This window comes from Rheinheimera sp., assembly GCF_965283995.1.
Classification (GTDB): domain Bacteria; phylum Pseudomonadota; class Gammaproteobacteria; order Enterobacterales; family Alteromonadaceae; genus Pararheinheimera.
Genome location: NZ_CBDIQG010000001.1, coordinates 1,072,709 through 1,096,091 on the forward strand (window position 1 = coordinate 1,072,709; position 23,383 = coordinate 1,096,091).

At 51.6% G+C, this 23,383-nt stretch carries 19 protein-coding genes and 5 tRNA genes; 7 read left to right on the forward strand and 17 right to left on the reverse strand.

Annotated elements, in window-relative coordinates:
- Positions 1-83 precede the first annotated feature (83 nt).
- Positions 84-650, forward strand: coding sequence for a YceI family protein (locus ACQ66Q_RS04915; protein WP_430455770.1), 567 nt, complete (start codon positions 84-86; stop codon positions 648-650).
- A 153-nt stretch (positions 651-803) separates the two neighbouring features.
- Here ACQ66Q_RS04915 and ACQ66Q_RS04920 read toward each other — a convergent pair whose 3' ends face one another.
- Together ACQ66Q_RS04920 and ACQ66Q_RS04925 are read right to left on the reverse strand one after the other, a co-directional pair.
- A complete protein-coding gene (locus tag ACQ66Q_RS04920) occupies positions 804-1,730 on the reverse strand; it encodes an electron transfer flavoprotein subunit alpha/FixB family protein (protein ID WP_430455771.1) in 927 nt (308 codons plus the stop codon).
- Complete coding sequence (locus tag ACQ66Q_RS04925; RefSeq protein WP_430455772.1) at positions 1,730-2,479, reverse strand: electron transfer flavoprotein subunit beta/FixA family protein; 750 nt, start codon at positions 2,477-2,479, stop codon at positions 1,730-1,732. The genes ACQ66Q_RS04920 and ACQ66Q_RS04925 overlap by 1 nt, the downstream gene beginning before the upstream one ends.
- Positions 2,480-2,685: 206 nt before the next feature.
- Here ACQ66Q_RS04925 and ACQ66Q_RS04930 point away from each other — a divergent pair, with 206 nt between their 5' ends.
- The 4 genes from ACQ66Q_RS04930 (at position 2,686) to ACQ66Q_RS04945 (ending at position 9,799) form a co-directional block, all read left to right on the forward strand.
- Positions 2,686-4,335, forward strand: a complete 1,650-nt coding sequence (locus tag ACQ66Q_RS04930) for an electron transfer flavoprotein-ubiquinone oxidoreductase (protein ID WP_430455773.1) — start codon at positions 2,686-2,688, stop codon at positions 4,333-4,335.
- Between the two features lie 164 nt (positions 4,336-4,499).
- The gene (locus tag ACQ66Q_RS04935) at positions 4,500-5,300 is read left to right on the forward strand and encodes a 5'-nucleotidase, lipoprotein e(P4) family (RefSeq protein ID WP_430455774.1); all 801 of its coding nucleotides are present in this window, start codon (positions 4,500-4,502) and stop codon (positions 5,298-5,300) included.
- Positions 5,301-5,515: 215 nt separating this feature from the next.
- Positions 5,516-7,051, forward strand: coding sequence for a diguanylate cyclase (locus ACQ66Q_RS04940; RefSeq protein ID WP_430455775.1), 1,536 nt, complete (start codon positions 5,516-5,518; stop codon positions 7,049-7,051).
- A 27-nt stretch (positions 7,052-7,078) separates the two neighbouring features.
- Positions 7,079-9,799, forward strand: a complete 2,721-nt coding sequence (locus tag ACQ66Q_RS04945; RefSeq protein ID WP_430455776.1) for a protein kinase domain-containing protein — start codon at positions 7,079-7,081, stop codon at positions 9,797-9,799.
- 32 nt (positions 9,800-9,831) lie between these two features.
- Here ACQ66Q_RS04945 and ACQ66Q_RS04950 read toward each other — a convergent pair whose 3' ends face one another.
- Complete coding sequence (locus tag ACQ66Q_RS04950) at positions 9,832-10,212, reverse strand: hypothetical protein (protein ID WP_430455777.1); 381 nt, start codon at positions 10,210-10,212, stop codon at positions 9,832-9,834.
- 45 nt (positions 10,213-10,257) lie between these two features.
- On the reverse strand, positions 10,258-11,220 hold the full coding sequence (locus ACQ66Q_RS04955; protein WP_430455778.1) for an aldo/keto reductase: 963 nt from the start codon (positions 11,218-11,220) through the stop codon (positions 10,258-10,260).
- Positions 11,221-11,370: 150 nt separating this feature from the next.
- Here ACQ66Q_RS04955 and ACQ66Q_RS04960 point away from each other — a divergent pair, with 150 nt between their 5' ends.
- Positions 11,371-12,804 carry an SLC13 family permease gene (locus ACQ66Q_RS04960; protein WP_430455779.1) on the forward strand — a complete coding sequence of 478 codons (1,434 nt, stop codon included), beginning with the start codon at positions 11,371-11,373 and terminating at the stop codon, positions 12,802-12,804.
- Positions 12,805-12,887: 83 nt separating this feature from the next.
- Here the strand turns inward: ACQ66Q_RS04960 and ACQ66Q_RS04965 are convergent, their stop codons facing one another.
- The 9 genes from ACQ66Q_RS04965 to ACQ66Q_RS05005 form a co-directional block, all read right to left on the reverse strand.
- On the reverse strand, positions 12,888-13,148 hold the full coding sequence (locus ACQ66Q_RS04965) for a CBU_0592 family membrane protein (RefSeq protein ID WP_430455780.1): 261 nt from the start codon (positions 13,146-13,148) through the stop codon (positions 12,888-12,890).
- 197 nt (positions 13,149-13,345) lie between these two features.
- Positions 13,346-13,421: transfer RNA gene (locus tag ACQ66Q_RS04970), tRNA-Gly, on the reverse strand.
- A gap of 37 nt (positions 13,422-13,458) precedes the next feature.
- Positions 13,459-13,545, reverse strand: a tRNA-Leu gene (locus tag ACQ66Q_RS04975).
- Positions 13,546-13,587: 42 nt separating this feature from the next.
- Positions 13,588-13,661 (reverse strand) — tRNA-Cys (locus ACQ66Q_RS04980).
- Positions 13,662-13,684: 23 nt separating this feature from the next.
- Positions 13,685-13,760: transfer RNA gene (locus tag ACQ66Q_RS04985), tRNA-Gly, on the reverse strand.
- Between the two features lie 134 nt (positions 13,761-13,894).
- Positions 13,895-14,440, reverse strand: coding sequence for a CDP-diacylglycerol--glycerol-3-phosphate 3-phosphatidyltransferase (gene pgsA / locus ACQ66Q_RS04990; RefSeq protein WP_430455781.1), 546 nt, complete (start codon positions 14,438-14,440; stop codon positions 13,895-13,897).
- Positions 14,441-14,467: 27 nt separating this feature from the next.
- Entirely contained in the window at positions 14,468-16,288 is a 1,821-nt protein-coding gene (gene uvrC, locus ACQ66Q_RS04995; RefSeq protein WP_430455782.1) for an excinuclease ABC subunit UvrC, read from the reverse strand.
- A gap of 30 nt (positions 16,289-16,318) precedes the next feature.
- Entirely contained in the window at positions 16,319-16,972 is a 654-nt protein-coding gene (uvrY, locus tag ACQ66Q_RS05000; protein ID WP_208931533.1) for a UvrY/SirA/GacA family response regulator transcription factor, read from the reverse strand.
- 199 nt (positions 16,973-17,171) lie between these two features.
- A tRNA-Ser gene (locus tag ACQ66Q_RS05005) sits at positions 17,172-17,262 on the reverse strand.
- 197 nt (positions 17,263-17,459) lie between these two features.
- On the opposite strand from ACQ66Q_RS05005, the gene ansA reads away from it, so the two are divergent.
- The gene (gene ansA, locus ACQ66Q_RS05010) at positions 17,460-18,485 is read left to right on the forward strand and encodes an asparaginase (RefSeq protein WP_430455783.1); all 1,026 of its coding nucleotides are present in this window, start codon (positions 17,460-17,462) and stop codon (positions 18,483-18,485) included.
- Between the two features lie 300 nt (positions 18,486-18,785).
- Here ansA and ACQ66Q_RS05015 read toward each other — a convergent pair whose 3' ends face one another.
- The 4 genes from ACQ66Q_RS05015 to ACQ66Q_RS05030 all read right to left on the reverse strand — a co-directional run bounded on the left by ACQ66Q_RS05015 (position 18,786) and on the right by ACQ66Q_RS05030 (position 23,328).
- On the reverse strand, positions 18,786-21,500 hold the full coding sequence (locus ACQ66Q_RS05015; RefSeq protein ID WP_430455784.1) for a DUF349 domain-containing protein: 2,715 nt from the start codon (positions 21,498-21,500) through the stop codon (positions 18,786-18,788).
- A complete protein-coding gene (locus tag ACQ66Q_RS05020) occupies positions 21,490-21,762 on the reverse strand; it encodes a YeaC family protein (RefSeq protein ID WP_377243443.1) in 273 nt (90 codons plus the stop codon). Before ACQ66Q_RS05020 ends, ACQ66Q_RS05015 begins: the two co-directional genes overlap by 11 nt.
- 10 nt (positions 21,763-21,772) lie before the next feature.
- Positions 21,773-22,096, reverse strand: coding sequence for a zinc ribbon domain-containing protein (locus ACQ66Q_RS05025; RefSeq protein WP_377243178.1), 324 nt, complete (start codon positions 22,094-22,096; stop codon positions 21,773-21,775).
- 107 nt (positions 22,097-22,203) lie between these two features.
- Positions 22,204-23,328, reverse strand: a complete 1,125-nt coding sequence (locus tag ACQ66Q_RS05030; RefSeq protein WP_430455785.1) for a M14 family metallopeptidase — start codon at positions 23,326-23,328, stop codon at positions 22,204-22,206.
- Positions 23,329-23,383 lie beyond the last annotated feature (55 nt).

A 23,383-nucleotide genomic window follows, 5' to 3' on the forward strand; every position in this document is an offset into this window, starting at 1 on the left:
TTTAGTCTGAATAAACTTGGACCTATTTTCACTGTCCAGTATGCTACTGTCACTTTCCCCCTTGGTTCCAAATGGAGTTTGTTATGAAAAAATTACTTGTCGCGCTGGCATTGACAGCAGGCTATGCGCAAGCCGGCTGGCAATTGGATCCGGCGCAATCGTCGTTGCGTTTTGTCTCGGTGAAAAATGATGTGGTTGCTGAAACGCACAGTTTTAAACAACTGCAGGGCCAGTGGGCAGATGATGGCCAATTCAGCGTGCAGATCCCGGTGCAAAGCCTTGATACAATGATCCCGATCCGCAATGAACGCATGCTGGAACATCTGTTTAACGCCAGCAAATTTCCACAAATCAAAGCCACTGGCACGCTGGATACCGGCAAGATTGGTGCCTTAAAAATCGGTGCTGTACACAGCGAAAAAGTCGAGCTGACACTGACGATTGTCGATCAGACGCAAAAAGTGACTGCTGATATCAGCGTGGTGAAGTTGGCAGATAATCGGCTGCTGGCGTTTACCAAAGCACCGGTGCTGGTGAAAGCCACTGACTTTAAACTGGATGGTGGCGTGAAAAAACTGCAGGACATCGCCAAGTTAAACCGGATTGAATTGGTCGTCCCGGTCAGCTTTGATGTGCAATTCAGCCGCTGATCTGACCTAGCTTATCAGGGCTCGAAGTACTGGCGTGGTGTGAAGATTATTCCAGGCTGAGACAGCGATAAAAAAAGCTGCGGGTGCAAACCAGCAGCTTCTTTCTATTCATATGCTGTGCAGCCTGTTTTGCCACACAGCCTGCAACCGAATTTACAGTTTCGCTTCCAGTTCCGGCAGGATGGCGAATAAATCGCCAACCAGGCCATAGTCCGCCACTTGAAAAATCGGTGCTTCCGGGTCTTTGTTGATTGCCACAATGACTTTGGAGTCTTTCATGCCAGCTAAATGCTGGATAGCGCCGGAAATACCGACCGCGATATACAGATCTGGCGCCACGATTTTACCGGTCTGACCGACCTGCATATCATTCGGCACAAAACCGGCGTCCACCGCTGCGCGGCTGGCGCCAATCGCTGCGTTCAGCTTGTCAGCAATGCCTTCCAGCAACTTGAAGTTTTCGCCGTTTTGCATACCACGACCACCGGAGATAATCACAGAAGCTGCTGTCAGTTCCGGACGCTCTGATTTGGTCAGTTGCTCGTCAACGAACGTTGACAATCCGGCGGCTGTCGCCGGCGCCAGCGCTTCAATCGCAGCTGCACCACCATTTGGCGTTACCGCAAAAGCTGAACTGCGCACGCTGATCACTTTGATTGCATCGGCGCTTTGCACAGTCGCAATGGCGTTACCAGCGTAGATTGGGCGGACAAAAGTATCAGCGCTCTCAACCGCAATAATGTCAGAGATTTGGCCAACATCGAGCAGTGCAGCCACACGTGGCAGGAAGTTCTTCCCGTGCGTGGTCGCAGACGCCAGAATGTGGCTGTAGCCTGATGCCACCGACAGCACTAATGCAGCAATCTCTTCAGCTAGCTGATGTTGATACACCGCAGCATCGGCCACCAGCACTTTGCTGACACCATGCAGCGCAGCAGCTTCTGCTGCAACAGTCTGACAATTGTGACCGGCAACCAATACATGAATGTCGCCACCAATCGCCAGGGCCGCGGTCAGTGTTTTGGCCGTGTCGGCTTTTAATAAAACGTTGTTATGTTCGGCAATGATTAAAATGGCCATCAGATCACCTTCGCTTCATGCTTTAACTTATCGATCAGGGTATCGACAGAATCGACTTTCACGCCGGCCTGACGGGTAGCAGGCGCAGTGACTTTTAACACTTTAATTTGGCTATGTAACGACACACCCAACGAGTCAGCTGCGATCACGTCTAACTGCTTTTTCTTTGCTTTCATAATGTTTGGTAAAGACGCATAACGTGGTTCGTTTAACCGCAGGTCAGTCGAAACAATTGCTGGCAGATTCAACGCCACCGTTTGCAGACCGCCGTCGATTTCACGGGTTACATTCACTTTGCCGTCGGCTACAACCACTTTCGATGCGAAAGTGCCCTGACCCATGTCTGTTAAGGCTGCCAGCATTTGCGCCGTTTGATTGTTATCAGAATCAATCGCTTGTTTACCCAGGATCACCAGTTGTGGCTGCTCAGTGCCAACCACTTTGGCCAATAATTTTGCCACTTGCAGTGATTCAAGGTTTTGTTCTGTTTCCAGCAGAATAGCGCGATCAGCCCCTAAGGCCAGTGCGGTACGCAGTTGTTCCTGGGCAACGCCAGGTCCAATCGACACTACGACGACTTCGGTCGCCACACCTGCTTCTTTTAACCGGATCGCTTCTTCTACTGCAATTTCACAGAAAGGGTTCAGCGCCATTTTGACATTGGCCAGGTCGACGCCGCTCTGGTCGGCTTTCACCCGCACTTTTACGTTGTAATCAATCACCCGTTTGACCGGCACCAGAATTTTCATCAATGCACACCCCTGCTGTTTTCGGGTCAAGTTTACGTGAAGGTAAACTTCAGACCATTTCAATGCCGGACAATCTAACCAGTGTTGACGTTAACGTCAACCTGAAATACCCTTGCCAGCAACGCTTTTAAAAAAACTACACAAGAATAGCAGCCAAGTGTTATTAAACAGTTGATGCAGCGCAAATCATAGCAGTGAGGTGGCAAATGGAACGGGAATCGATGGAGTTTGATGTAGTCGTAGTCGGTGCCGGTCCGGCGGGCTTGTCAGCTGCAATTAAACTGATGCAACAGGCAAAAGCCGCTGGTTCAGAGCTCACCGTGTGCGTCGTAGAGAAAGGCTCTGAGGTTGGCGCCCACATCTTATCCGGTGCGGTGTTTGAACCGCGGGCACTGAATGAACTGATCCCAGACTGGCAGGAAAAAGCCGCACCTTTAACCACAGCAGTCAGTCATGACGACATCTACTTACTACAAAACGCCGACGATTCGCGGCAGATCCCGCATTTCGCTGTACCAAAAACGATGCACAATACCGGTAACTATATTGTATCGATGGGTAACGTTAGTCGCTGGCTGGCTAGTCAGGCCGAAGCGCTTGGCGTCGAAATCTTCCCGGGATTCAGTGCCGCGAGTCTGATCATTGAAGACAATGTGGTCAAGGGTATCGTTACCGGCGATATGGGTCTGGATAAGCATGGCGAACAAAAAAACAGTTTTGTCGCCGGGATGGAACTGCGCGCGAAATACACGTTATTTGCCGAAGGCTGTCGCGGCCACCTCGGCAAAGAACTGATCCGGCATTATCAGCTCGACAAAGATTGTTCACCACAACACTACGCGATTGGTTTTAAAGAGATTTGGGATATAGATCCAAATAAACATCAGTCTGGTCTGGTCGTACATACCGCAGGCTGGCCGTTAGAGCAAGGTACTTCCGGCGGTGGTTATCTGTATCATGCCGACAACAATCAGGTCGTTGTGGGCCTGATTATTGACCTGAACTACAGCAATCCGCATCTAAGTCCGTTTGATGAATTCCAGCGCTATAAACATCACCCGGTGATTGCGCAGTATCTCAAAGGCGGGAAACGGGTTTGTTATGGCGCCCGCGCCATTGCCAAAGGTGGCCTGAACAGCCTGCCGAAAATGACCTTCCCGGGTGGTCTGTTGTTAGGTTGTGATGCGGGTACGCTGAACTTTGCCAAGATTAAAGGCAATCACACCGCGATGAAATCCGGCATGCTGGCCGCAGAAACGGTGTTTGAAGCACTGAGCCGTGGCGATAACGGTGGTGAAGACTTACACAGCTTCAAAGGTCGCTTTGAGCAAAGCTGGTTATTTGATGAGCTGTACCGCTCGCGCAATTTCGGCCCAGCGATGCACAAATTCGGTTCTATTCTGGGCGGTGCCTTTAACATGGTTGACCAGAACTGGTTTGCCGGCAAACTGCCGTTTACGCTCAAAGACAACAGCGTCGACCATGCCAGCTTAAAACCAGCTTCGGCCTGTGCCAAAATTGCTTATCCGAAACCAGACCAACAACTGAGCTTTGATAAGTTATCGTCGGTGTTTTTGTCCAACACCAACCATGAAGAAGAGCAGCCATGCCATCTGCAGCTGATTGACAGCGCCATTCCAATCAAAGTGAACCTGGCCATTTACGACGAGCCGGCACAGCGCTATTGCCCGGCCGGCGTCTATGAGATTGTCGGTCAGGAAGCCGGTGAGCCGCGGCTGCAAATCAATGCGCAAAACTGCATTCACTGTAAGACCTGTGATATTAAAGATCCGTCACAAAATATTCGCTGGGTCACGCCGGAAGGCAGTGGCGGCCCGAACTACCCGAATATGTAACCAATTTCAAAGGCAGCACAAGCTGCCTTTTTTCTGCCTGGACGCAAACAAAGCCAGCGGGCTGCGACCGCTTTAGCGCAGGAAACCGGCAATAAACCCGGCATCTGTTGAAATTCAGCCTGAACTCAGTATGATCGGCGTTTTTCCTCGTTCAGGATTTGTCTATGGCCTTCTCCGCCGCTATTTTGTTTGCCGCTGCTGCGGTCTCTGTCCCACACGATAACTTCAATGCCACTTTGTGGTATCAGACGTCAGCAGAATTTCGTGCGAACAGTCTGCAAACATACAAGATGGCCAGTTTGACGTTAAAAGACGCACTGAGCGACAGAAACTGGTCGGCACTGCCAACCCAAACCACCGATTTCCAGCAGCTGCCACCGGCAATCATCGTCGATATTGACGAAACCATTCTGGATAACTCACCGGCAGCAGCACAGGCAATTCTGGAACAGGATCATGGTTTTAACGACAAACGCTGGGATAGCTGGGTCGCGGCAGCCAAAGCCAAAGCTGTGCCTGGAGCCGTCGACTTTCTCAACCTGGCCGGCCAGAATGGCGTAACCGTGCTGTACATCAGTAACCGGGAATGTGCGCCAAGAGCTGCAGTAAAAGACAGTTGCCCGCAAAAAACCGATACGTTGAAAAATCTGCAGGCTACCGGGATCAAGCAGGTTGATGCCAGTCAGCTGTGGTTGAAATCCGAGCAAAAAGACTGGACCTCTGAAAAAGAAAGTCGTCGGTTAAAAGCAGCGCAACAATACCGCGTCATTATGTTGTTGGGCGATGATTTTGGCGATTTTCTGCCGCAGGTTAAAAGCAATATCACCCCAGCCAAACGCTTTGAGTTGGTGGAAAAATACCAGCCATACTGGGGATCTCGCTGGTTTATGCTGACTAACCCAACCTACGGCTCCTGGGAGACCATTCTGCAGCAGCCAAAACAACAATATCTGCAAGGCTTTTAATCGATTTACCACCATTGCCATGCTACATGCCCTATAGCATGGCAAAATTGCGGTTATCTGCATTTGACACTGTTACAGGGGTGAAATCGGGTATAAACTCGGCAAATTAGCGATTTTATCCTGAACAGCGCTGAACATGCGCAGGACATAAACGAGCTGTAGCCACAAACTGGAATCATCTACAGTCTGGCTCCTGACGTTTCGGAGTGCATCACATGAGTGAGCCCATGGTGCTTGATCTCGACTGGCTGCAAGGCGATAAGCATCATTCGGTGCGCCTGACGCTGGACGATACGCCTGTTTCGATTGGGCGAGATCCGGTCAACCTGTTGGTTTTGCATGACAGCAGTGTGTCGCGCCAACATGCTGAAATTTTTCTGACGGCACAAGGCCCGGCACTGCGAGACAAAGGCTCTCGCTTTGGCTCCCAACTCGATCAACATTTATTGCAACCGGCACAAAGTATGTTGCTGCCACCGCAATGTGAATTATTGTTTGGCCGACAAAAAGTTTCTTTGCGATACGACGCCGCGCATCACCATGAACAGGATTTTGCTGTCTGGGCTTTACATGATCTGCAACACCGCATCGATGATATGCAACAACACAGCTTGGGCGCCTTAATACAGTTGAGCCAGCAAGCCCAGCCGTTATCTGACTTACAGCAACATTTGTGTCAGCAATTCCAGCAATTACAACAAGCTGCACAACAGTGGTCTGCCCAAAACAGCTTGTTGCAACGCCTCAATACACTAGTCAATCAAACGCAAGGCTATCTGGTACTGCTCGAACATGCAGTGCCGATGATTGCTGAAGTGCTGGGTGCCCGCCGCGGCTTTGTGCTGATGGCAGATAAACGCGGTCAATCACTACAACGGCAAGCCTGTTGGAACTATGCCCCACCGCATGCGACGGATGGCCCGGCCTTTAGCGAGTGGATCGCCCGTGAGTGTTTTGAACGCCAGGAGTTCAGACTGCTGTCAGCACAGCAACTGTCCCGCTTTGTCTCGCCACGTCCGGAGGTCGAAGTCACCGGTGTATTGGCCATGCCGCTGCAGGCTAACGGAGAAACGCTGGCGCTACTGTATCTGGATACCACTCATACCGATGGTTTTAACCAGCTGCAGGAAACGTTCTGCAAAACATTGCAGGCTCAGCTTGGTCTGGCGCTAAAAAACGCTATTACCATCAGCCGGGCGCTGTGTGACGATCTGACCGGCTTGTGCAGCCGCAGCATGATCGAAGAACAAATCACCTTGTCGATGGAACAGGCCAAACGTTATGGCCAGCCGTGCAGCCTGATTTTTATCGACTTAGATAATTTTAAGCAAATCAATGATCAATACGGCCATTTTGCCGGTGATGAAGTCTTGCGCTGTGTCGCAGCTCTGTTAAAAACGCTGGCCCGAAAGGCCGACCGGGTTGGCCGGTTGGGCGGCGAAGAATTTGTGGTACTGGTCAATAACACCTCGCCGGACAGTGCATTGATTTATGCCGAGCGGATCCGCGCCGATATTGCTGCGCTCGAACCGCTGGTTACAGGCGTAAGCTTAAAGATCACCGCCAGCATTGGTGTCGCGGGCTTTCACCATGCGCTGCACAATCTGGCCTACCGCTTTATTGATTGTGCCGATCAGGCGATGTATCAGGCAAAAAACAGTGGCAAAAACCGCGTTTGTGCACACAAACCCGCCACCTTGCAACTGCTTGATACCGCTAGCGACACGCTCAGATCCGGCGCAAGGGGTTAGAAACGCGTGATCTGTCAGCAGTGTGACATGCCCAATGCAGCGTCTTCCGACCAATGTGATTTCTGTCAGTCTGAATTTCCGTCGCAGCTGGATACCTGGATGCCAAGCGATGCGGCCAGTCAGAGCCTACCCACTAGCGATCTGCCGCCTGCAGCACCTTATGGCCATTACCAGTTACTGCGCCAGGCCGGACAAGGTGGCATGGGCATTGTTTATCAGGCCTATGACGCTGCCCTGCAACGCCCGGTTGCACTCAAAGTGCTGCAGCTACAACGCCAGGGTCAGTTTCATCAGCAGCAATTGCTGGAAGAAGCCCGTGTTGCCTCCTCATTACAGCACCCCAATATCGTCACTGTTTACGATATCTCCCGTACCGAGCAGCAAAGCTACATCGTCACAGAATGGCTCGAGGGTCAGACGCTGGATCATTACGAACAGCGCCCGCTGAGCTTAGCGGATAAATTGAATTTGCTGCAGCAGATAGCCGCAGGTCTGGCGAGTGCGCATCAGGCCGGCGTGATCCACCGCGATTTAAAGCCAAGCAATCTGATGGTTTGCCTGCCGGCGCAACAAGTCAAAATTCTCGATTTTGGTATGGCTAGCCGACAACAACGCTTGCAACAGCAGGCAGAAACCGAAGGCGCCGGCCTACCGCCGATGTTGTCCAGTCAGCTGAACACGCAGTGGTCGCAACACACAACTGCGCATCAAATCAAAGGCACTTTGCCCTATATGGCGCCGGAGCTGCTGCAAAGCGACGTCGATGCCACGGTCCAGAGTGACGTATTTGCCTTTGGCGTGATCATGTACGAGCTCTGTTATGGCGTGCATCCATTTCTGCGCGAAAATGCCGATGCAACCATGCAAGCCATTGTGCAGCAGATCAAACAACCTGCAGGGCAACCGGTAGAGCTGCCGCAATCGCTTAAAAACCTGATTGAACAATGTCTGGCCCCCCATCCGTCACAACGTCCGGCGGAGCTCAGTAAAGTCGCCCTATTATTGGCAAACCTGCAGCAGGAATTACTGCAACGCCAACGCTTGGGCATTTGGTATCCATTGGTGCGCTGGCAATTCTGGGCCGCAATTGCCCCGCTTATCCTCGTCTTCAGTTTATGGCTCGGTCAGCAAAGCGTCGATAAACAGAGTTTACTCAGTCAGGGCAAAACTCTGGCGCTGGTGCCACTGCAAAATATCGGGGCAGATCCGTCGGTGCAACAATTCCTAACCGGGATGTCGCTTAGCCTGAGCCAGGATTTAGCGCAAATCGGCCAGCTGAACGGCAATGTCTGGGTGTTACCGCCGGCAGAACTGGGTCAGCTCAAAGAAGTCAGTACCAAAGCCATTTACCAGCAATTTCAGACCGAACTGGTGATTAATGGCAGTTTGCAGCACCTTGGCAATACCCGGCGACTGTCGCTGAATCTGCAAAACGGTGCGGATGGCCGCATCCTGAAATCTACTGAAGTTGATTTGGCATTAGACAACTGGGATTTGGCACAACAGCAAGTCAGAACTGAGCTGGTGCGCTTGTTGAACTGGCAGCTGCCGGATGCATTACCACTGTCCAAAGGCAGCGCGACCAACGATACGGCGTATAAAGCGTATCTGACCGGCATCAGTTATTTGTATCGCCATGATTACAAAGACAATATCGAAAAATCGTTGCAGCAACTGCAGCTGGCTGTTCAAACAGATGCTGGCTTTATCGAAGCGCGTTATGCCCTGATCGATGCCATGTTAATGACGGCACGAGTTCGCGATATCCACCACTGGTTACCACAAGCAGAGCGATTAACTAACGATTTGGCGCAGCTGCTGCCTAAAAACAGCAGGTTACTGGCGCTACAAGCTGAAATTGCTAAATTACACAGCGACTATCCCCGTGCCATCGATCTGTTCAGTCAGGCGCTGCAACTGGAACCAGGCAATGCCATGTTAATCCATGGTCAGGCCCGCGCTTTTGACCTGGCTGGCCAAACCGCTGCCGCTGAACAACAGTTTCAGCAAGCGGCAGAGATTAGCCGAAACTGGTATTTTATCAATGCGCTGGCGGTGTTTTATTATCAGCATCAGCAGCTGGACAAGGCTGAAAGCAGTTATCGCGAACTCGCCGGTTTAGCACCGAACAATGCACAAGTCTTGCAGACATTGGGCGCAATTCAATTCAGCCGCGGCGATTACTCAGCTGCACTGACGACATTTAAACAAGCGGTCGCCATCGATAACGACGCCGTCAATCATTCGAACATCGGGACTTTGCTGTTTTATCAGCAGCAGTATGCCGAGGCCAGCGCGCACTTTGCGTTGGCTGTCGAGTTAAAACCAGATAGTTACCAATTGTGGGGCAATTTGGCAGACAGCTATCGCTGGGCGCAACAACCAAACAAAGCGCGAGAAAGTTATCAGCATGCGATCCGTTTGGTCACTCTGCTGTTGGAGAAAACGCCAAAGCTGCAAAACGCACGGCTCAGATTGGGTCTTTATCTGGCGAAAAACGGCCAAAGCCGGCAAGCCTTGCAAGAACTCAAGGCTGCAGGTGCTTTGAAGAAACCGCAGCAATTGATCAATGCAGCGCAAATCTGTGAGATTAGTGGTGAACGCCAACGAGCCGTCGACTATCTGCAAGCCGCACTGGCGTTAGGGTATGACTTTGATTCACTGCAATCTGAACCAGAATTCAGACAACTATTGCAGCAACAGGTGCTGACGCGCCCTGAAGGCAACAAGCCCGTAAGCTCTATATAGTTGAAAAGCAAACGTCAAGTTAACGTGAATTTCTAGTCTTCGACGTCTCCGCCGTTGACGATGATCTCAGGGTCGCGCTGAAAAATGGTCACAGTGCCGCTGCTGTTTTGCACCGTGACGTAAATCGCATAAGCGTTGTACTTCGCAACTTTAGCCTCAGCCGTGTCAACACTGATGGTTTTCTCCGCCGTGTAGACATTACCGTTTACCTGCAAATCACCAAACGAATAACGCAGCGAATTGCTGACATCAAATGGATTGTTAAAATACAGCCCCCAATCCTTCAGGGTCTGACCACTGTTATTGGTCAGGACAAATTGCACCGACTCACCTTTGTCTGCTGTGATTGATTTTTGACCCGGCGCAAACTCGATTTTACCGGTGTTGGTGAGCGTAAAACTTTGCGTAACCATCTTGATCCCTCCTGTGTTGTTTCACTTAAAAGCTATTGCACTGGCTCACGGCAGAGCCTGACCACGACTAGCGACATAAAGCGCATACCAATGTTCGCGCGTTAGTTCCACATCAAGCGCCTGACTACAAGCGCGGATCCGGGCTGAATTAACAGTACCAATCACTGGCTGAATACCGGCCGGATGGCGCAACAACCACCCCAGCACAATGGCCTCTGCACTAACCTGATACTCAGCGGCAAGGCGGGCTACCAAATCAGCGGTGCGCTGTTCACTGGCTGACAAATCTTGGCCGGCGCCGGTGAAACGGCCTTGTGCCAGACTGCCCCAAGCCTGGATTTGTACTTTATTCAGCTGACAATATTCCACAGTGCCATAACCAAAATAATGACCAGCGCCTTGTGGCATGCCGGTCAGCACATTCGCTTCCAGCCAGTCCAGATTGGCCAGACTCATTTGCAACTGGTTGACCACCAAAGGTTGTTGCAGCGCCGATTGCAGTAATTGTTGCTGCGGTGCGCCGAAATTAGACACGCCAAACTGTCGGACTTTGCCGCTTTGCTGTAACCGGCTCAGCACTTCTGCCACTTCGTCGATTTGCATCAACGGATCCGGGCGGTGCAGTAACAGGATATCCAGGTACTCAGTTTGCAACCGGCGCAGACTTTGCTCAACACTGTCAGCGATATAACCGGCACTGAAATCATAGCGGCCAACATGATTGGCATCAGCAAAACGAATGGCGCATTTACTTTGTAACACCAGACATTCCCGCAATTCCGGCTGGGCCGCCAGAAACTGGCCAAAAACAGCTTCCGCTTTGCCGCGGGTATAGATATCAGCGTGGTCAAAACAGTTAAAACCCAGTTCCAGCGCCGCTTCGATGGCAGCGAAACCCTGTTGCTGTTGCTCTGCAGTGGTGGTTGGTGAATTCCAGTCGCCGCCCAGCCCCATGCAGCCAAACACCAACGGCGACACATCGGGAAAATATTGTTGTAAAGCCAGCATGTAACTGCTCCTTTCTGATGATTGTCCCGAGTCTAACTGAGATACCGATTGTGTCCAAGCCTGTCGCCTTCCGGGCGTAACAACAAATGGATGATCGGGACGCTAAAAGCAGTTAGAGTCAGTAGCGGACTATCACTGATCAGGATTTTTATGTCTCGTCTCACATGGCTATGGATGCTGGCAGGCCCGGCCTGTTTACTGCTATTGACTGTATGGCCGATCCCGGGCTTAAGCAGCAGCGCCAGCTTACTCTGTGGCATCACCGGCTGGATGGTGATCTGGTGGATCAGTGAAGCGGTCCCAATCCCGGTGACATCATTGTTGCCGATGTTGATGTTCCCGCTACTTGGCATCAGCAGCGCAGAAGCGGCAACCTCTCCTTATGCACATCCGCTGATTTTTATGTTCTTTGGTGGTTTTTGTCTGTCGATTGCGCTGGAAAAAACCGGCTTACACCAGCAAATCGCCACGCGGGCGCTGCGGCATGTCGGTGGCGCACCAGCAAAACAATTAGCAGCCCTGATGGCAATCACCGCTTTTTTATCGATGTGGATGTCCAATACCGCCACCGCGGTAATGATGCTGCCGATAGCGCTCTCCATAGTCGCTGTAGCGCCTCAGCACCATCAAAAGCTGCTGGCCCCCGCCTTGTTATTGGGCGTGGCCTATGCGTCGAGCATTGGTGGCATCGCGACTTTAATTGGTACGCCACCGAATGCGCTGCTGGCCGCTTTTCTGGAAAAAACCTATCAAATCAAAATTGGTTTCGGTCAATGGATGCTGTTGGGAGTACCGCTGGCCCTGTCGATGTTGCTGCTGAGCTGGTTCTGGCTTAGCCGGTTATATTTTCGCCTGCATTTACTTGCGCCTGCGGCAAATCGTACAGACAACATGGCGGCAGCAGTGACAAGTCCACAACGGCTGGTTGCGGTGATTTTTGTCCTAACAGCGCTCTGCTGGATCTTCCAGCCGTTGTTAAGCCAATGGAGTGGTCTGGCCCTGAGCGATACTGTGATTGCGCTTGGCGCAGCGATGTTGTTATTTCTGCTGCCGGTGCGCCATCCGCTGGCAGAAAGTTTTGACACTGATCCCGCGCCCTCAGCAATACAGCCAGTACTGAACTGGCAGGACAGCGAAAAGCTGCCCTGGGGCGTGTTGCTATTATTTGGTGGGGGGTTAAGCCTGGCCGGTCAATTACAGCAACATGGCGTGTCGGATGCGCTGGCACAATGGTTTCAGGGCTTGCACGGCGTGCCAGCGCTGTTGGTTATTGCTGCGGTGGCGCTGTTAATTGTGTTTTTGACCGAACTGACCAGCAATACCGCTGTGGCTGCGGCCTTTTTGCCAATTTTAGGTCCGGTCGCGCTCAGTCTGGATTTGTCACCGCTGTATCTGCTGGTGCCGGCCGCGCTGGCTGCCAGCCTTGGTTTTATGATGCCGGTCGGTACTCCGCCGAATGCGATCGTATTTGCCAGCGGCCAGTTAAATATCCGTGACATGCTCAAGGCGGGGGTGGTGCTGAACATAGTCGCAGTGCTGATGATTACACTTTGGTGTCAGTTGGTGTTGCCGTTTTGGCTGTAGCGCAGGTACCAGCGCTGAAAAAACAACAAACCGGGCAAAAGCCCGGTTTTTTATTGCACTTGTGATTGCAGTCGTGCCCGTTGCTACGCGGCTTGCAGGGCGTTTTTGTTCTTCCGGTATTGCACCAGACCAATTACAGAGGCCGCTATCCAGAACACTTCAATGACAAAACTGGCCAGATTGAAGTTGATACAAAGACTGAATAACAAAAACAAAGCACCAATCAGGTTCATCAGATTGTACATCAGACCTTTAGGTGACACTTTGTTGAGCTGTAACAGGAAAAACGCACCGACCACCAGCGAAGTGCCGGCCATACCGATAATATCTGCAAGCAGATCCATAATGAAGTTTCCACAAACAAGCTGAAGTTCGTCCAAAACAGGCTGGCCCTTTCCGTGGGGAGGACGATTCTCTGACTCCAAACAAGGAGCTTCCGTGAGACAGCTTGGCCGGGAGCAGCTGGCGCTTTAATCAGCAAATACAGCTTTCCCACAAAAGCAAAAAGGTCTTTGTTTCCAAAGACCTTTTTGCTTTAATTTGGAGCGGGCAACGAGACTCGAACTCGTGACCTCGACCTTGGCAAGGTAGCGCTCTACCAACTGAGCTATGCCCGCATAAATTTGTACTTACTGCTATGGTGTTGACAGTAAGTGGTGCCCGGGGCCGGACTTGAACCGGCACGCCCTTTCGAGCGAGGGATTTTAAATCCCTTGTGTCTACCGATTTCACCACCCGGGCAGACAACGTTTTTTACTGTGTATTTAGTCAGTTACAACTAAATGGAGGCGGGTCCCGGAGTCGAACCGAGGTGGACGGATTTGCAATCCGCTGCATGGCCACTCTGCCAACCCGCCATCAAGACACTCTTCAGATTATTTGGAGCGGGCAACGAGACTCGAACTCGTGACCTCGACCTTGGCAAGGTAGCGCTCTACCAACTGAGCTATGCCCGCTTCATCTGAAAAGGCGTTTGCCTTAACACGAGCTGCATTCTACTGGGTTTAATAAATCCGTCAACTCAAAACTTGACACCGCTGAACTGATTGCTCAATTTTTAGCAGACTTGCAGTTTTTGTGCGCGAAGCGCTTAATTTTGTTGCAGATATTTCCAGGCTGCCTGCAAATAGACCACCATCGACCAGACGGTCAGTACAGTGGCAATAAACAATAACAACATGCCTAAATCGGTGATCCAGTTCACCGGTTGCCAAATCAGCCCGATTAAAGCCAGCATTTGGGCTGCGGTTTTCAGTTTACCCATTTCCGACACTTTGACCTGCGAACCTTCACCAAGGCCAGCCATCCATTCACGCAAGCCAGAGATGATAATTTCCCGGCTGATCATGACAAAAGCCGGAATGGTTACCCATAAAGTCTGCATATCGACGGCGATCAGCACCAATGCGGCGGCGACCATCGCTTTATCTGCGACCGGGTCCAGAAATGCACCAAACGCGGTGGACTGTTGGAGTTTCCGTGCCAGATAGCCATCTAAGGCGTCGGTAATAGCCGCCAGCCAGAACACAAAGGCGGCAAGAAAACGGGCATGTTCATGGGTCGAATAAAAGCAGAAAACAAAGACAGGAATTAAAAAAATCCGGAACAAAGTTAACAGGTTAGGCACATTCCACATCAATAAATCTCAATTCTGGGCATTTTTCTAGTTGTTATGACAGGCCTGGTAAATCAACTCTGCCTGCGCTTTGGAGATCCCGGGTACTGTCGCCAGCTCAGCGACTGATGCTTTCAGCACGCCTTGCAAACCACCGAGGTATTGTAACAAAGCTTGCCGGCGTTTCTCACCTATTCCGGCAATATTTTCCAATGGGCTTTGCGTGAACTTTTTCCCGCGCTGCTGGCGATGCCCGGTAATGGCAAAACGGTGCGCTTCATCACGGATGTGCTGGATCAAATGTAACGCCGGATCATCTGCTGGCAGGTTAATCGCATGCTGTGCTGAATTGATTAGCAAGGTCTCCAGACCCGGCTTGCGACTGGTGCCTTTGGCGACACCAAGTAACAGCGGGCGTTTCGCCAGCGTCCAGCCGGCAAAAAATTCTATTGCCTGATTCAGCTGCCCGGTACCACCGTCAATCAGTACAATGTCTGGTACCCTTGCCTCATCCTGCAATTTGCCATAACGTTTTTGCAAGGCAAACCGCATCGCCGCATAGTCATCACCGGGGGTCACACCTTCCACGTGAAAGCGCCGGTATTCGGCTTTATCCGGACCTTTGTCGTTAAACACAACACAAGAGGCCATCGTCTGGCTGCCCATGGTATGGCTGATGTCAAAACACTCCATCCGCAGCAGAGCGTCGAGTTTCAGCGTCTGCTTCAGTGCGCGGTATCGCGCGGCCATATGTGCCGCCTGGCTGACTTTGGTATCACAGGCGGTGCGGGCATTTTTATTGGCCAAATCCAGATAGCGCGCCTTCTCGCCACGTTTAGCCGGATTCAGCACCACTTTACGCCCTGCCGCCGCACTGATGGCTGCAGCAATACTATCCGCATCTTCCAGCGGCTCACCGATGACGATTTCCCGCGGGATCTGTTGTCCGCCCATATTGTTCAGATAAAACTGCAGTAAAAAGGCCGGGAAAATCTCCTCTGCCTCAGTTTGTTGCGGTAGTTTTGGAAAATAGGTCTTAGTACCGAGGATTTTTTGGTCGCGCACATACAACACGTGAACAGCAGCAACGCCGTGCAGATAACAAAAACCAAGGACATCCATTTCGTCATGGTCACCACTGACCGCCTGCTGTTCCTGCACTTTACGCAGCGCAATAATTTGATCCCGCAGCTGCGCCGCCAATTCAAAATCCAGTGCGTTGCTGGCCGCGTCCATCTGTTGCACCAGATCTTCAATCACCTGCTGATTTTTGCCCTGCAAAAACAGCCGGGTCAGCCGGACCTGGACGGCATAAGCGTCGTCGGAGATCTTGCCCACGCAAGGTGCAGAACACAGTTTTAGCTGATATTGCAGGCAAGGCCGTGTACGCGCACGGTAGAAGCCATCTTCGCACTGCCGGATCGGAATGACTTTCTGCAGTAGCTTCAGACTTTCCCACACCGCGCCGGCGCTGGGATAAGGGCCAAAATACTGCCCTGGCACCTTTTTCGGCCCCCGATGTGCGGTGATCCGCGGATGTTTGTGATCAGTCAGCAGAATATAGGGAAACGATTTATCGTCGCGCAGCAATACATTGTATTTAGGCATGAATTGCTTGATCAGGTTGTTTTCCAGGATCAGCGCTTCGGTTTCACTATTTGTCACTGTGAACTCAACCAGCGCGATATTCGCTACCAAGGCACGGGTTTTGACACTATCGACATTACTGCGGAAATAACTGGCCAGACGTTTTTTTAAGTCTTTGGCTTTGCCGACATAAATCACCTGGGATTTGTCGCCATACATACGGTACACGCCAGGAGAACCCGGCACTGTTTTTAAAAAAGCACTGCTGTCAAACGGCGGCATCAGCGTCTCATCAGGTCAGGGAATTGCGGATCAGGCAATATTAATCATGCCATGGCGGATCGCCAGGTGAGTCAGTTCAACATCGCCACTAATGGCCAGTTTTTCAAACATGCGATAGCGGTATGAATTGACGGTTTTGGCGCTGACATTCAGTTTGTCAGCAATATCATTTACTTTTTCGCCCTGCGTGATCATCAGCATGATTTGCATTTCGCGGTCAGATAATTCGTCAAATGGGTTATTACTGTTGGATTGAATTTTACTGAAGGCCATTTTCTGTGCGACTTCATCAGAAATATAGCGATGGCCATCGGCAACGCGCTTGATTGCCGTGATCATCTCAGACGGCGCCGCATTTTTGGAAATAAAACCGGAAGCGCCCATTTGCATCACTTTAGTTGGTACCGGTTCTTCACAGGACACCGACAAGGCCAGTACGCGGATATCCGGGCAATAATGCAGAATACGTTTGGTGGCATTCATGCCGCCGATCCCCGGCATATTCATATCCATCAGCACGACGTCGGGCGGCAATTGGCCTGCAGCTTCATTGCGGCAATACTGCACAGCAGCTTCACCGGAGTTCAAATCGGCGACAACCCGGATGCCACGCTCTTCCTGTAAAATCCTGCTGATCCCGGTCCGGACCAATTCATGATCATCCACTATCAGAACGTTAATCAATTGACGCGCCTCTTAAATTTTCAATTTGCTGGAATAGTCTGGATTGGCTGAAACTTCGTTAGCATAGCCGAGTGAATTTGATTTTGCTATGGGAATAGTACTGGCAGGAGTTGTTAGATATATCTGATATATATCAACAACTTACTAGTGCGTGACGAAATCCAGACGTAAAAAAACCACCTTAAGGTGGTTGATTTAGTGGCGGAGAGAAAGAGATTCGAACTCTTGAAGGGCTACTAACCCTCGCCGGTTTTCAAGACCGGTGCATTAAACCACTCTGCCATCTCTCCGCGATAGGCCGCATATTAAGGAGCTGCAGGCACCTTGTAAAGCCCTTTTTTCTATTGTCGTGTTCGTTTGCTCAGCTTTTGTTCAACCGATTTTATTTCCGCTCTTAGCGCAATTTCGGCAGCGACTTCGGCAAGTCAGCCCTGACAGCAGCGTTATGCTTGCGTACAATACAACAAAATTCAAAAAGTACCCTGTCATGACACAACTCAACAGTAAAAAACGTATTTATGTCGCCTATACCGGCGGTACCATTGGGATGCAACGTTCTGCCAACGGCTTTGTGCCGGTGCCGGGTTTTCTCAGTGAAACGGTGCGGAACATGCCGGAGTTTTATCGCGCGGAAATGCCGGAGTTTGATATTCATGAATATCACCCGGTCATTGATTCTTCCGATATGACGCCGGCGCACTGGCTTAGCATCGCCCATGACATCCAGCAACATTATGCCGATTACGACGGTTTCGTCGTGTTGCATGGCACTGATACGATGGCATACACCGCCTCAGCCTTGTCTTTTATGCTGGAAGATCTGACCAAGCCGGTGATCATTACCGGATCACAAATACCGCTGGCACAGCTGCGCTCTGACGGCCAGGTCAATTTGCTGAATTCGTTATATCTGGCGGCTAATTATCCGATCGCTGAAGTCGCGCTGTATTTTAATAATCAGCTGTTTCGCGGCAATCGTGCCACTAAAGCCGATGCAGATGGTTTTAATGCCTTTGCCTCACCGAACTTTCCGCCGTTGTTACAGGCCGGGATCCATATTGAAGTCAAAGCCGGCGCTTTGTATCAGGGGCCGGTGAAACAAACACTGCAGGTCCGTGAGATCACGCCACAGCCAATCAGCGTAGTGACGTTGTACCCCGGCATCAGCACCGACGTGATCGCCAATATGTCAGCAGCGCCGGTACGAGCGCTCATTATCAAATCTTATGGTGTTGGTAACGCACCACAGCACCCGCAGCTGTTGCAGGTACTGCAACAGGCGGCAGAACGGGGCACCGTGATTATCAACTGTACCCAGTGTTTTAAAGGCAAGGTCAATATGGGTGGGTATGCAACGGGGAATGCTTTGCGCCAAAGTGGTGTCATTAGTGGCTATGACATGACATTAGAAGCGACGCTGACCAAACTGCATTATCTGCTCAGCCAGCCATTGTCAGCCGACGAAGTGCGCCAGCAAATGCAGCTGGATTTACGTGGTGAACTGACGCTGTAAGTTGGCGCTGTGAGCTGGTGGTGCTTTGGCCTGAAAGGTAAGCGCCATGGATGGCTGCGCATAGCCGACAATTGCTCCTGCAATGTCGCAGGCCAGTCCCGGAGCGACTGGCGTTCAACAGGCAACATGCCAAATTGTTGGCATGTTGAAAGACCTGACTCACTATACCATCCATCCTTGGATATAAAAAAACCGCCGGGAGCGGTTTTTAACAACGCGAAGCGTTGGCCTGAAAGGTAAGCGCCATGGATGGCAGCGCATAAAAAAACCACCTCTCGGTGGTTTTTTTATTGACCGGCCTCAGGCCAGATACAACACCCGTACCCGGGCCAATAACTCTGCTTCATCCGCTTGTAGTGGCCCATGCTGCAGCCAACGCCCCAACAGTTCGTTTTGACTGAGATTGTCACCGCTGTTGTGCTTATCGCTGAGCAGTTGCATTTGCACACGCTGACGGGCGCCAGCAAGTTCTGGCGGCGATGGTTGACCCGCCGCCCACTCCAGCGCCAACGTCAGATCGGCGCGGCTCATTGTTTCCTGCTGCTGATTAAACACCAGCCGGTACAGCACCGGCAAATCTGCAGGCTGCACATCGGGTTTTGCCAGTGCACTGAACAACTGTTGGTACTGTCCGGCTTCCGCTTGTTTTTGCAACGCGGCCAATTGCCCAGTCAGTTGCTGACGCAGCTGCTGTTTTTGCTGGCGCAACGCCTTGTCATCCGCGGTGTCCACATCGTTCAGCTGTTGCAAATGCTCGCGCAGTTGCGACTCCGTTAACGACGTTAGCTCCAGCGCACCAACTTCAGTCAGCAGCGCGCTGACGCCTTGGCGCCAGGCAATTAGCTGTGCAGTTTCTTCATCACGTTGTTGCTGGCGACGGGCAAAAAAAGCATCACAGGCCGCACGAAATTCGTTCCACAATTGCTGATCAACCCGGTTACCGGCAAAACCCAACAGCTTCCACTGTTGTTGTAATTGTTTGACTTGATCCACCTGCAGGCCGCCGGCATTTTCAGCCAGCTGCTTTGCCTGCGCAATCAGCTGCTGTTTGGCCTCAGCGGCTTGTTGCCAGGCATCTTGCTGCAATTGTTTTAACGGTTGCACCGCCGCTTTGTATGCCTGTTGCAGCATCGCAAAGTGTTCACGGCTGACGGCTCCGGCCTGCTGCCAACGCTGCTGTTGTTGTTGCAGCAGCATATCCAGTTCCCTGCCTTGCGGTGGGGTCGCTTGTGCCTGTAACAAGGTGGCGATGATCTGCTGGCGCGCCACTTCTGCTTGCGCACGTTGTTGGTCCTGTGCCGCATAAAAATCGCGGCAAGGCGCGAAAGCCTGCTCCGACAGCTGGTTAAACTGTTGATTCAACGTCTCTTCCACTGCAGCATCCGCCCGACCCAGTGTGTTCCACTGTGCCCGCGCCTGCTTGATCTGTGCGGCACGTTCATTGATGCTGAGATCCGTTTCATCCACCAACTGCTGCATCAGCGCAATCAATGCCTGCTTACGTGGCGTCGCAATATAGGCCTGCAGATCGGTCAGTTCAGCGATCATCTCACCGCACAGCTGCAGGTCTTTTTCCACCTGAGCAAGCTGGGCCGGATCCAATTCCACCAATTCCTGCTGAATGCCTTTCCATAAACCAAACAGCACTTTAAAGCGGCCTTCCGCATGCAGCCGTTTAAATTCGGCCAGTTTGCTGCGTAGTTGGCGGATCTGCCGCTGTTGCTGCGCCAGTAAAGGTTCACAATGCTCACGCCACTGTTGCACCAGCGCCTGATAACTGTCGGAAAATTGCTGTGGCAATAATGCACCGGCACTACGACTGACTTGCTGCCATTGTTTTTGCCAGTCTTTAAAGCCTTGATAAGCCTTTTCTGCCTGCGCCGCTGCCGGTAATGGTTGTGCCGACAACTCAGCCAGCAAACGTGCGGCCTGCGCCAACGCTTCGGCAAGTAACGGCAATTGGTCCAGTTGCTGTTGCAATTGACCGATGCGTTGCTGCAATGTCTGTAACACCGCCGGGTCTGGTTGTTCCGCCATAATTTGTGCGGTTAAGGTGTCCAATGCCTGTTGTTGGGCACTGGCAGCATTTAAGTCGCCTGCGGCGATCAAACTGCCGGTTTGCTGCTGCAACATTTGCAGTTGCTGGGTAAATTGCTGCAGCAATTTTTGTTGCTGCGCCTGATGCTGCTGTTTTGCCTGCTCCGCAGCCAGTACTGCCAGACGTGGCGCCAGCATGGCGTCCGTCAGTTGGACAATACGCTGGTATTTTTGCAGTGCTTCGCTGGCCTCTTCGACCGGCAGAACTTGCAGTTCAGGTTCGATAGCAGCCCACTGCTGTTGCAGCTCTGCCCATTGCTGTTGTGCTTGGGCGATATCAGTTTTTTCCCGCACCGCATTTAACCGTGCCAGCACTAAAGTCAGCTGTTTACGCAACCGCTCTGGTTTTTGTTTCTGTTCCTGCCGGTGGCTTAATTCCGCCTGCAATAACTGCACTAACTCAGCGCTACAATGCCGGGTAGCTTTTTCCAGCGCTTTGTCGTCGCCGATCAGCGCAAATAAAGATTGTTTCTGTGTCAGGGATAATACCGGGTCCTGCAAGGCTGCCAGATATAAATCCTGACGTTGCAAGCGCTGCAGCAGCTGTAATTTTAACTCGGCATCTGTTTCACAAGTCGCCAGTTTTTCCAGCACGCTGCTGCGATGACACTCAGCGATAAACTGCTGTTTTAACTGTGCCGAAACGCGGTTATCTAATAGCATCTGGACTAACTGCTGCTCGGCAAACTGCTTCAGTCTGTCGGCTGATTCATGTTTACTCGCCTGCCACCATAACGAAAATTCGTTCAGCCGTTCCAGCGCTGCGCGCCGGACGGCTTCAGTGCCGTCATTGAAAGCCAGTTCGTGCAAAATTTCTTTTTGTTCAGGGGTTTGTTGATCCAGTTCCGCGATTGCAAGCTGACGGATAGTTGGATTTTCGTGCTGCCACTTCGGCTTAAACCAGCGCTTAAAGATCATCGTGTGCAAACCTTGCGATTGACTGCTCAGCACTGAATTGTGCTTTCATTTCCGTTTTTGATTTGATCACCATCTGACCGTCGGCACCAATGGTAAAGGGTTCTGCCGACTTCAGTACGCGCGCCTGATACGCCATCACCAGTTGCATCGTCTGCTCCTGCTGTTGTGTATTAAGTGGAGTGCCGTCAGCCCAGCGTCCGGTGCCGACCGCATCCAAAAGTTTTTCATAGGTGTCAGCGGACATGGCGCTGACCATCGCCATAAAATCCACGTTATTTCCTCTTGTACATCACCATACGGACTTTGGAGATCACATAGCCTGCGGCCCCAAGTCCCATCACGCCATAAGTTAGCCAGGATTGCCAGCTGCCCTCTTCCGGCATCCGGAAGTACAACCAGACAAAACTTCCTAAAAACAACAAAATCGAAATCATTGCGTGGTTATTAATGCTTTGCCCCAACGCCAGATGCTTATCACGTGCAATACGTTCAATTTGGAGCGGGGACACTTCGGCCAGCCCCTTGCCGCAATGCGGGCAGCTGGCTGCTTTACTGGAGACTTTTTTGCCGCAAAACGGGCACGCCACTATCGCCATAAATACCTACCTGAAAAAACACTGGCACTATAAAACAAAAGGCCGGCTTTGCAAACCGGCCTGTTGGCAGCTAAGGTCAGCCTTGCTGCTGTTATATGGTGACTTGCTTACAACAGATCAACCACGGCACGCACCGCGATCAAGGTGTCATTACCAAGTTTTTTCGAGCGCACATCTGACCAGCCAAATTGTTCGTCTGGCAAGTTTGCGTTGTCTTTAAACGGCATCTCAAAAGTGTAAGCCAGACACTTAAACTGTTCGGCTACCCAGGTCGAAGCAATCGTCAGATTGGCCTCACCTGGAGCGTCGAGTTCATAACCATATTCGGTCTGAAATTCAGGCGTGACGGCCAGCAGAGTCTGTTTAAACAGCGTTTCCAGCTGCGCCATTTTTGCATTGTAAGATGGCACGCCTTCGGCTCCGGCGACAAAGTTGTACGGCAGGTTTTCGTCACCGTGGATATCGAGAAACATATCGACGCCGGTTTCCAGCATTTTTTGCCGCACCAGATAGACTTCCGGGCTTTTTTCCAGCGTTGGCGTTTGCCACTCACGGTTCAGGTTCACACCCACCGCGTTGGTCCGCAGATGCCCACGCACGCTGCCGTCTGGGTTCATATTCGGCACCACATAAAATACCGCTTTGCTCAGCAGCTGGCGGGCGACTCCGTCGTCCTGGTCCAGCAGTCGGTCGAGTAAACCTTCGACAAACCACTCCGCCATGGTCTCACCCGGATGTTGCCGTGCCGTGATCCAGATTTTTTTCTTGCCGTCGGCTGGCTCGCCGATCACCAATAAACTCATATCGCGGCCATCGAGGGTGTTACCTAAATCCACCAGCTGCGCGAGGCCGGTCGCCTGCGCCTGGCCCAGCAGATCCAGGTGACGCTCATAGCTGTAAGGTGCGAAATAAGCGAAATAACAGGATTCAGCTTCCGGATAATGCGTGATCACCAGGTGCTCACCGTCAAAGGCGGTATCGACCCGGAACCAGGTTTCGCGATCATAAGAGGCGACAGCTTTATAATCGGCCCAGCCTTTGGGGTAAGCCGATGTGTTGACATTCGTCAGCCGGATAGTATGCGGCTCGAAACTGTCGCTGTGCAGACGAAAATGAAACCATTGATAAAATTCAGACATATTGTCTTTGCGAATAGCCAGGCGAATATCGTCGATGCGATCGGCAGAAATGATGTCGATATTGCCACTGTCAAAATTACAGGTGATTTTCATTGTTAGGGTTCCGCACAGGGTAAAAAGGACCGTCGAAGCCTACCACATCAGCGCG

What these genes read in the sequence shown, in the direction of transcription:
- ACQ66Q_RS04930 (WP_430455773.1), top strand. Translation starts at nt 2,686, where the DNA reads ATGGAACGGGAATCGATGGAGTTTGATGTAGTCGTAGTCGGTGCCGGT.
- ACQ66Q_RS04925 (WP_430455772.1), bottom strand. Translation starts at nt 2,479, where the DNA reads ATGAAAATTCTGGTGCCGGTCAAACGGGTGATTGATTACAACGTAAAA.
- ACQ66Q_RS04940 (WP_430455775.1), top strand. Translation starts at nt 5,516, where the DNA reads ATGAGTGAGCCCATGGTGCTTGATCTCGACTGGCTGCAAGGCGATAAG.
- ACQ66Q_RS04935 (WP_430455774.1), top strand. Translation starts at nt 4,500, where the DNA reads ATGGCCTTCTCCGCCGCTATTTTGTTTGCCGCTGCTGCGGTCTCTGTC.
- ACQ66Q_RS05025 (WP_377243178.1), bottom strand. Translation starts at nt 22,096, where the DNA reads ATGGCGATAGTGGCGTGCCCGTTTTGCGGCAAAAAAGTCTCCAGTAAA.
- ACQ66Q_RS04915 (WP_430455770.1), top strand. Translation starts at nt 84, where the DNA reads ATGAAAAAATTACTTGTCGCGCTGGCATTGACAGCAGGCTATGCGCAA.
- ACQ66Q_RS04960 (WP_430455779.1), top strand. Translation starts at nt 11,371, where the DNA reads ATGTCTCGTCTCACATGGCTATGGATGCTGGCAGGCCCGGCCTGTTTA.
- ACQ66Q_RS04950 (WP_430455777.1), bottom strand. Translation starts at nt 10,212, where the DNA reads ATGGTTACGCAAAGTTTTACGCTCACCAACACCGGTAAAATCGAGTTT.
- ACQ66Q_RS05015 (WP_430455784.1), bottom strand. Translation starts at nt 21,500, where the DNA reads ATGATCTTTAAGCGCTGGTTTAAGCCGAAGTGGCAGCACGAAAATCCA.
- ACQ66Q_RS04955 (WP_430455778.1), bottom strand. Translation starts at nt 11,220, where the DNA reads ATGCTGGCTTTACAACAATATTTTCCCGATGTGTCGCCGTTGGTGTTT.
- ACQ66Q_RS05020 (WP_377243443.1), bottom strand. Translation starts at nt 21,762, where the DNA reads ATGGCGATGGTCAGCGCCATGTCCGCTGACACCTATGAAAAACTTTTG.
- ACQ66Q_RS04965 (WP_430455780.1), bottom strand. Translation starts at nt 13,148, where the DNA reads ATGGATCTGCTTGCAGATATTATCGGTATGGCCGGCACTTCGCTGGTG.
- ACQ66Q_RS04920 (WP_430455771.1), bottom strand. Translation starts at nt 1,730, where the DNA reads ATGGCCATTTTAATCATTGCCGAACATAACAACGTTTTATTAAAAGCC.
- ACQ66Q_RS05030 (WP_430455785.1), bottom strand. Translation starts at nt 23,328, where the DNA reads ATGAAAATCACCTGTAATTTTGACAGTGGCAATATCGACATCATTTCT.
- pgsA (WP_430455781.1), bottom strand. Translation starts at nt 14,440, where the DNA reads ATGTGGAATGTGCCTAACCTGTTAACTTTGTTCCGGATTTTTTTAATT.
- ACQ66Q_RS04945 (WP_430455776.1), top strand. Translation starts at nt 7,079, where the DNA reads ATGCCCAATGCAGCGTCTTCCGACCAATGTGATTTCTGTCAGTCTGAA.
- uvrC (WP_430455782.1), bottom strand. Translation starts at nt 16,288, where the DNA reads ATGCCGCCGTTTGACAGCAGTGCTTTTTTAAAAACAGTGCCGGGTTCT.
- ansA (WP_430455783.1), top strand. Translation starts at nt 17,460, where the DNA reads ATGACACAACTCAACAGTAAAAAACGTATTTATGTCGCCTATACCGGC.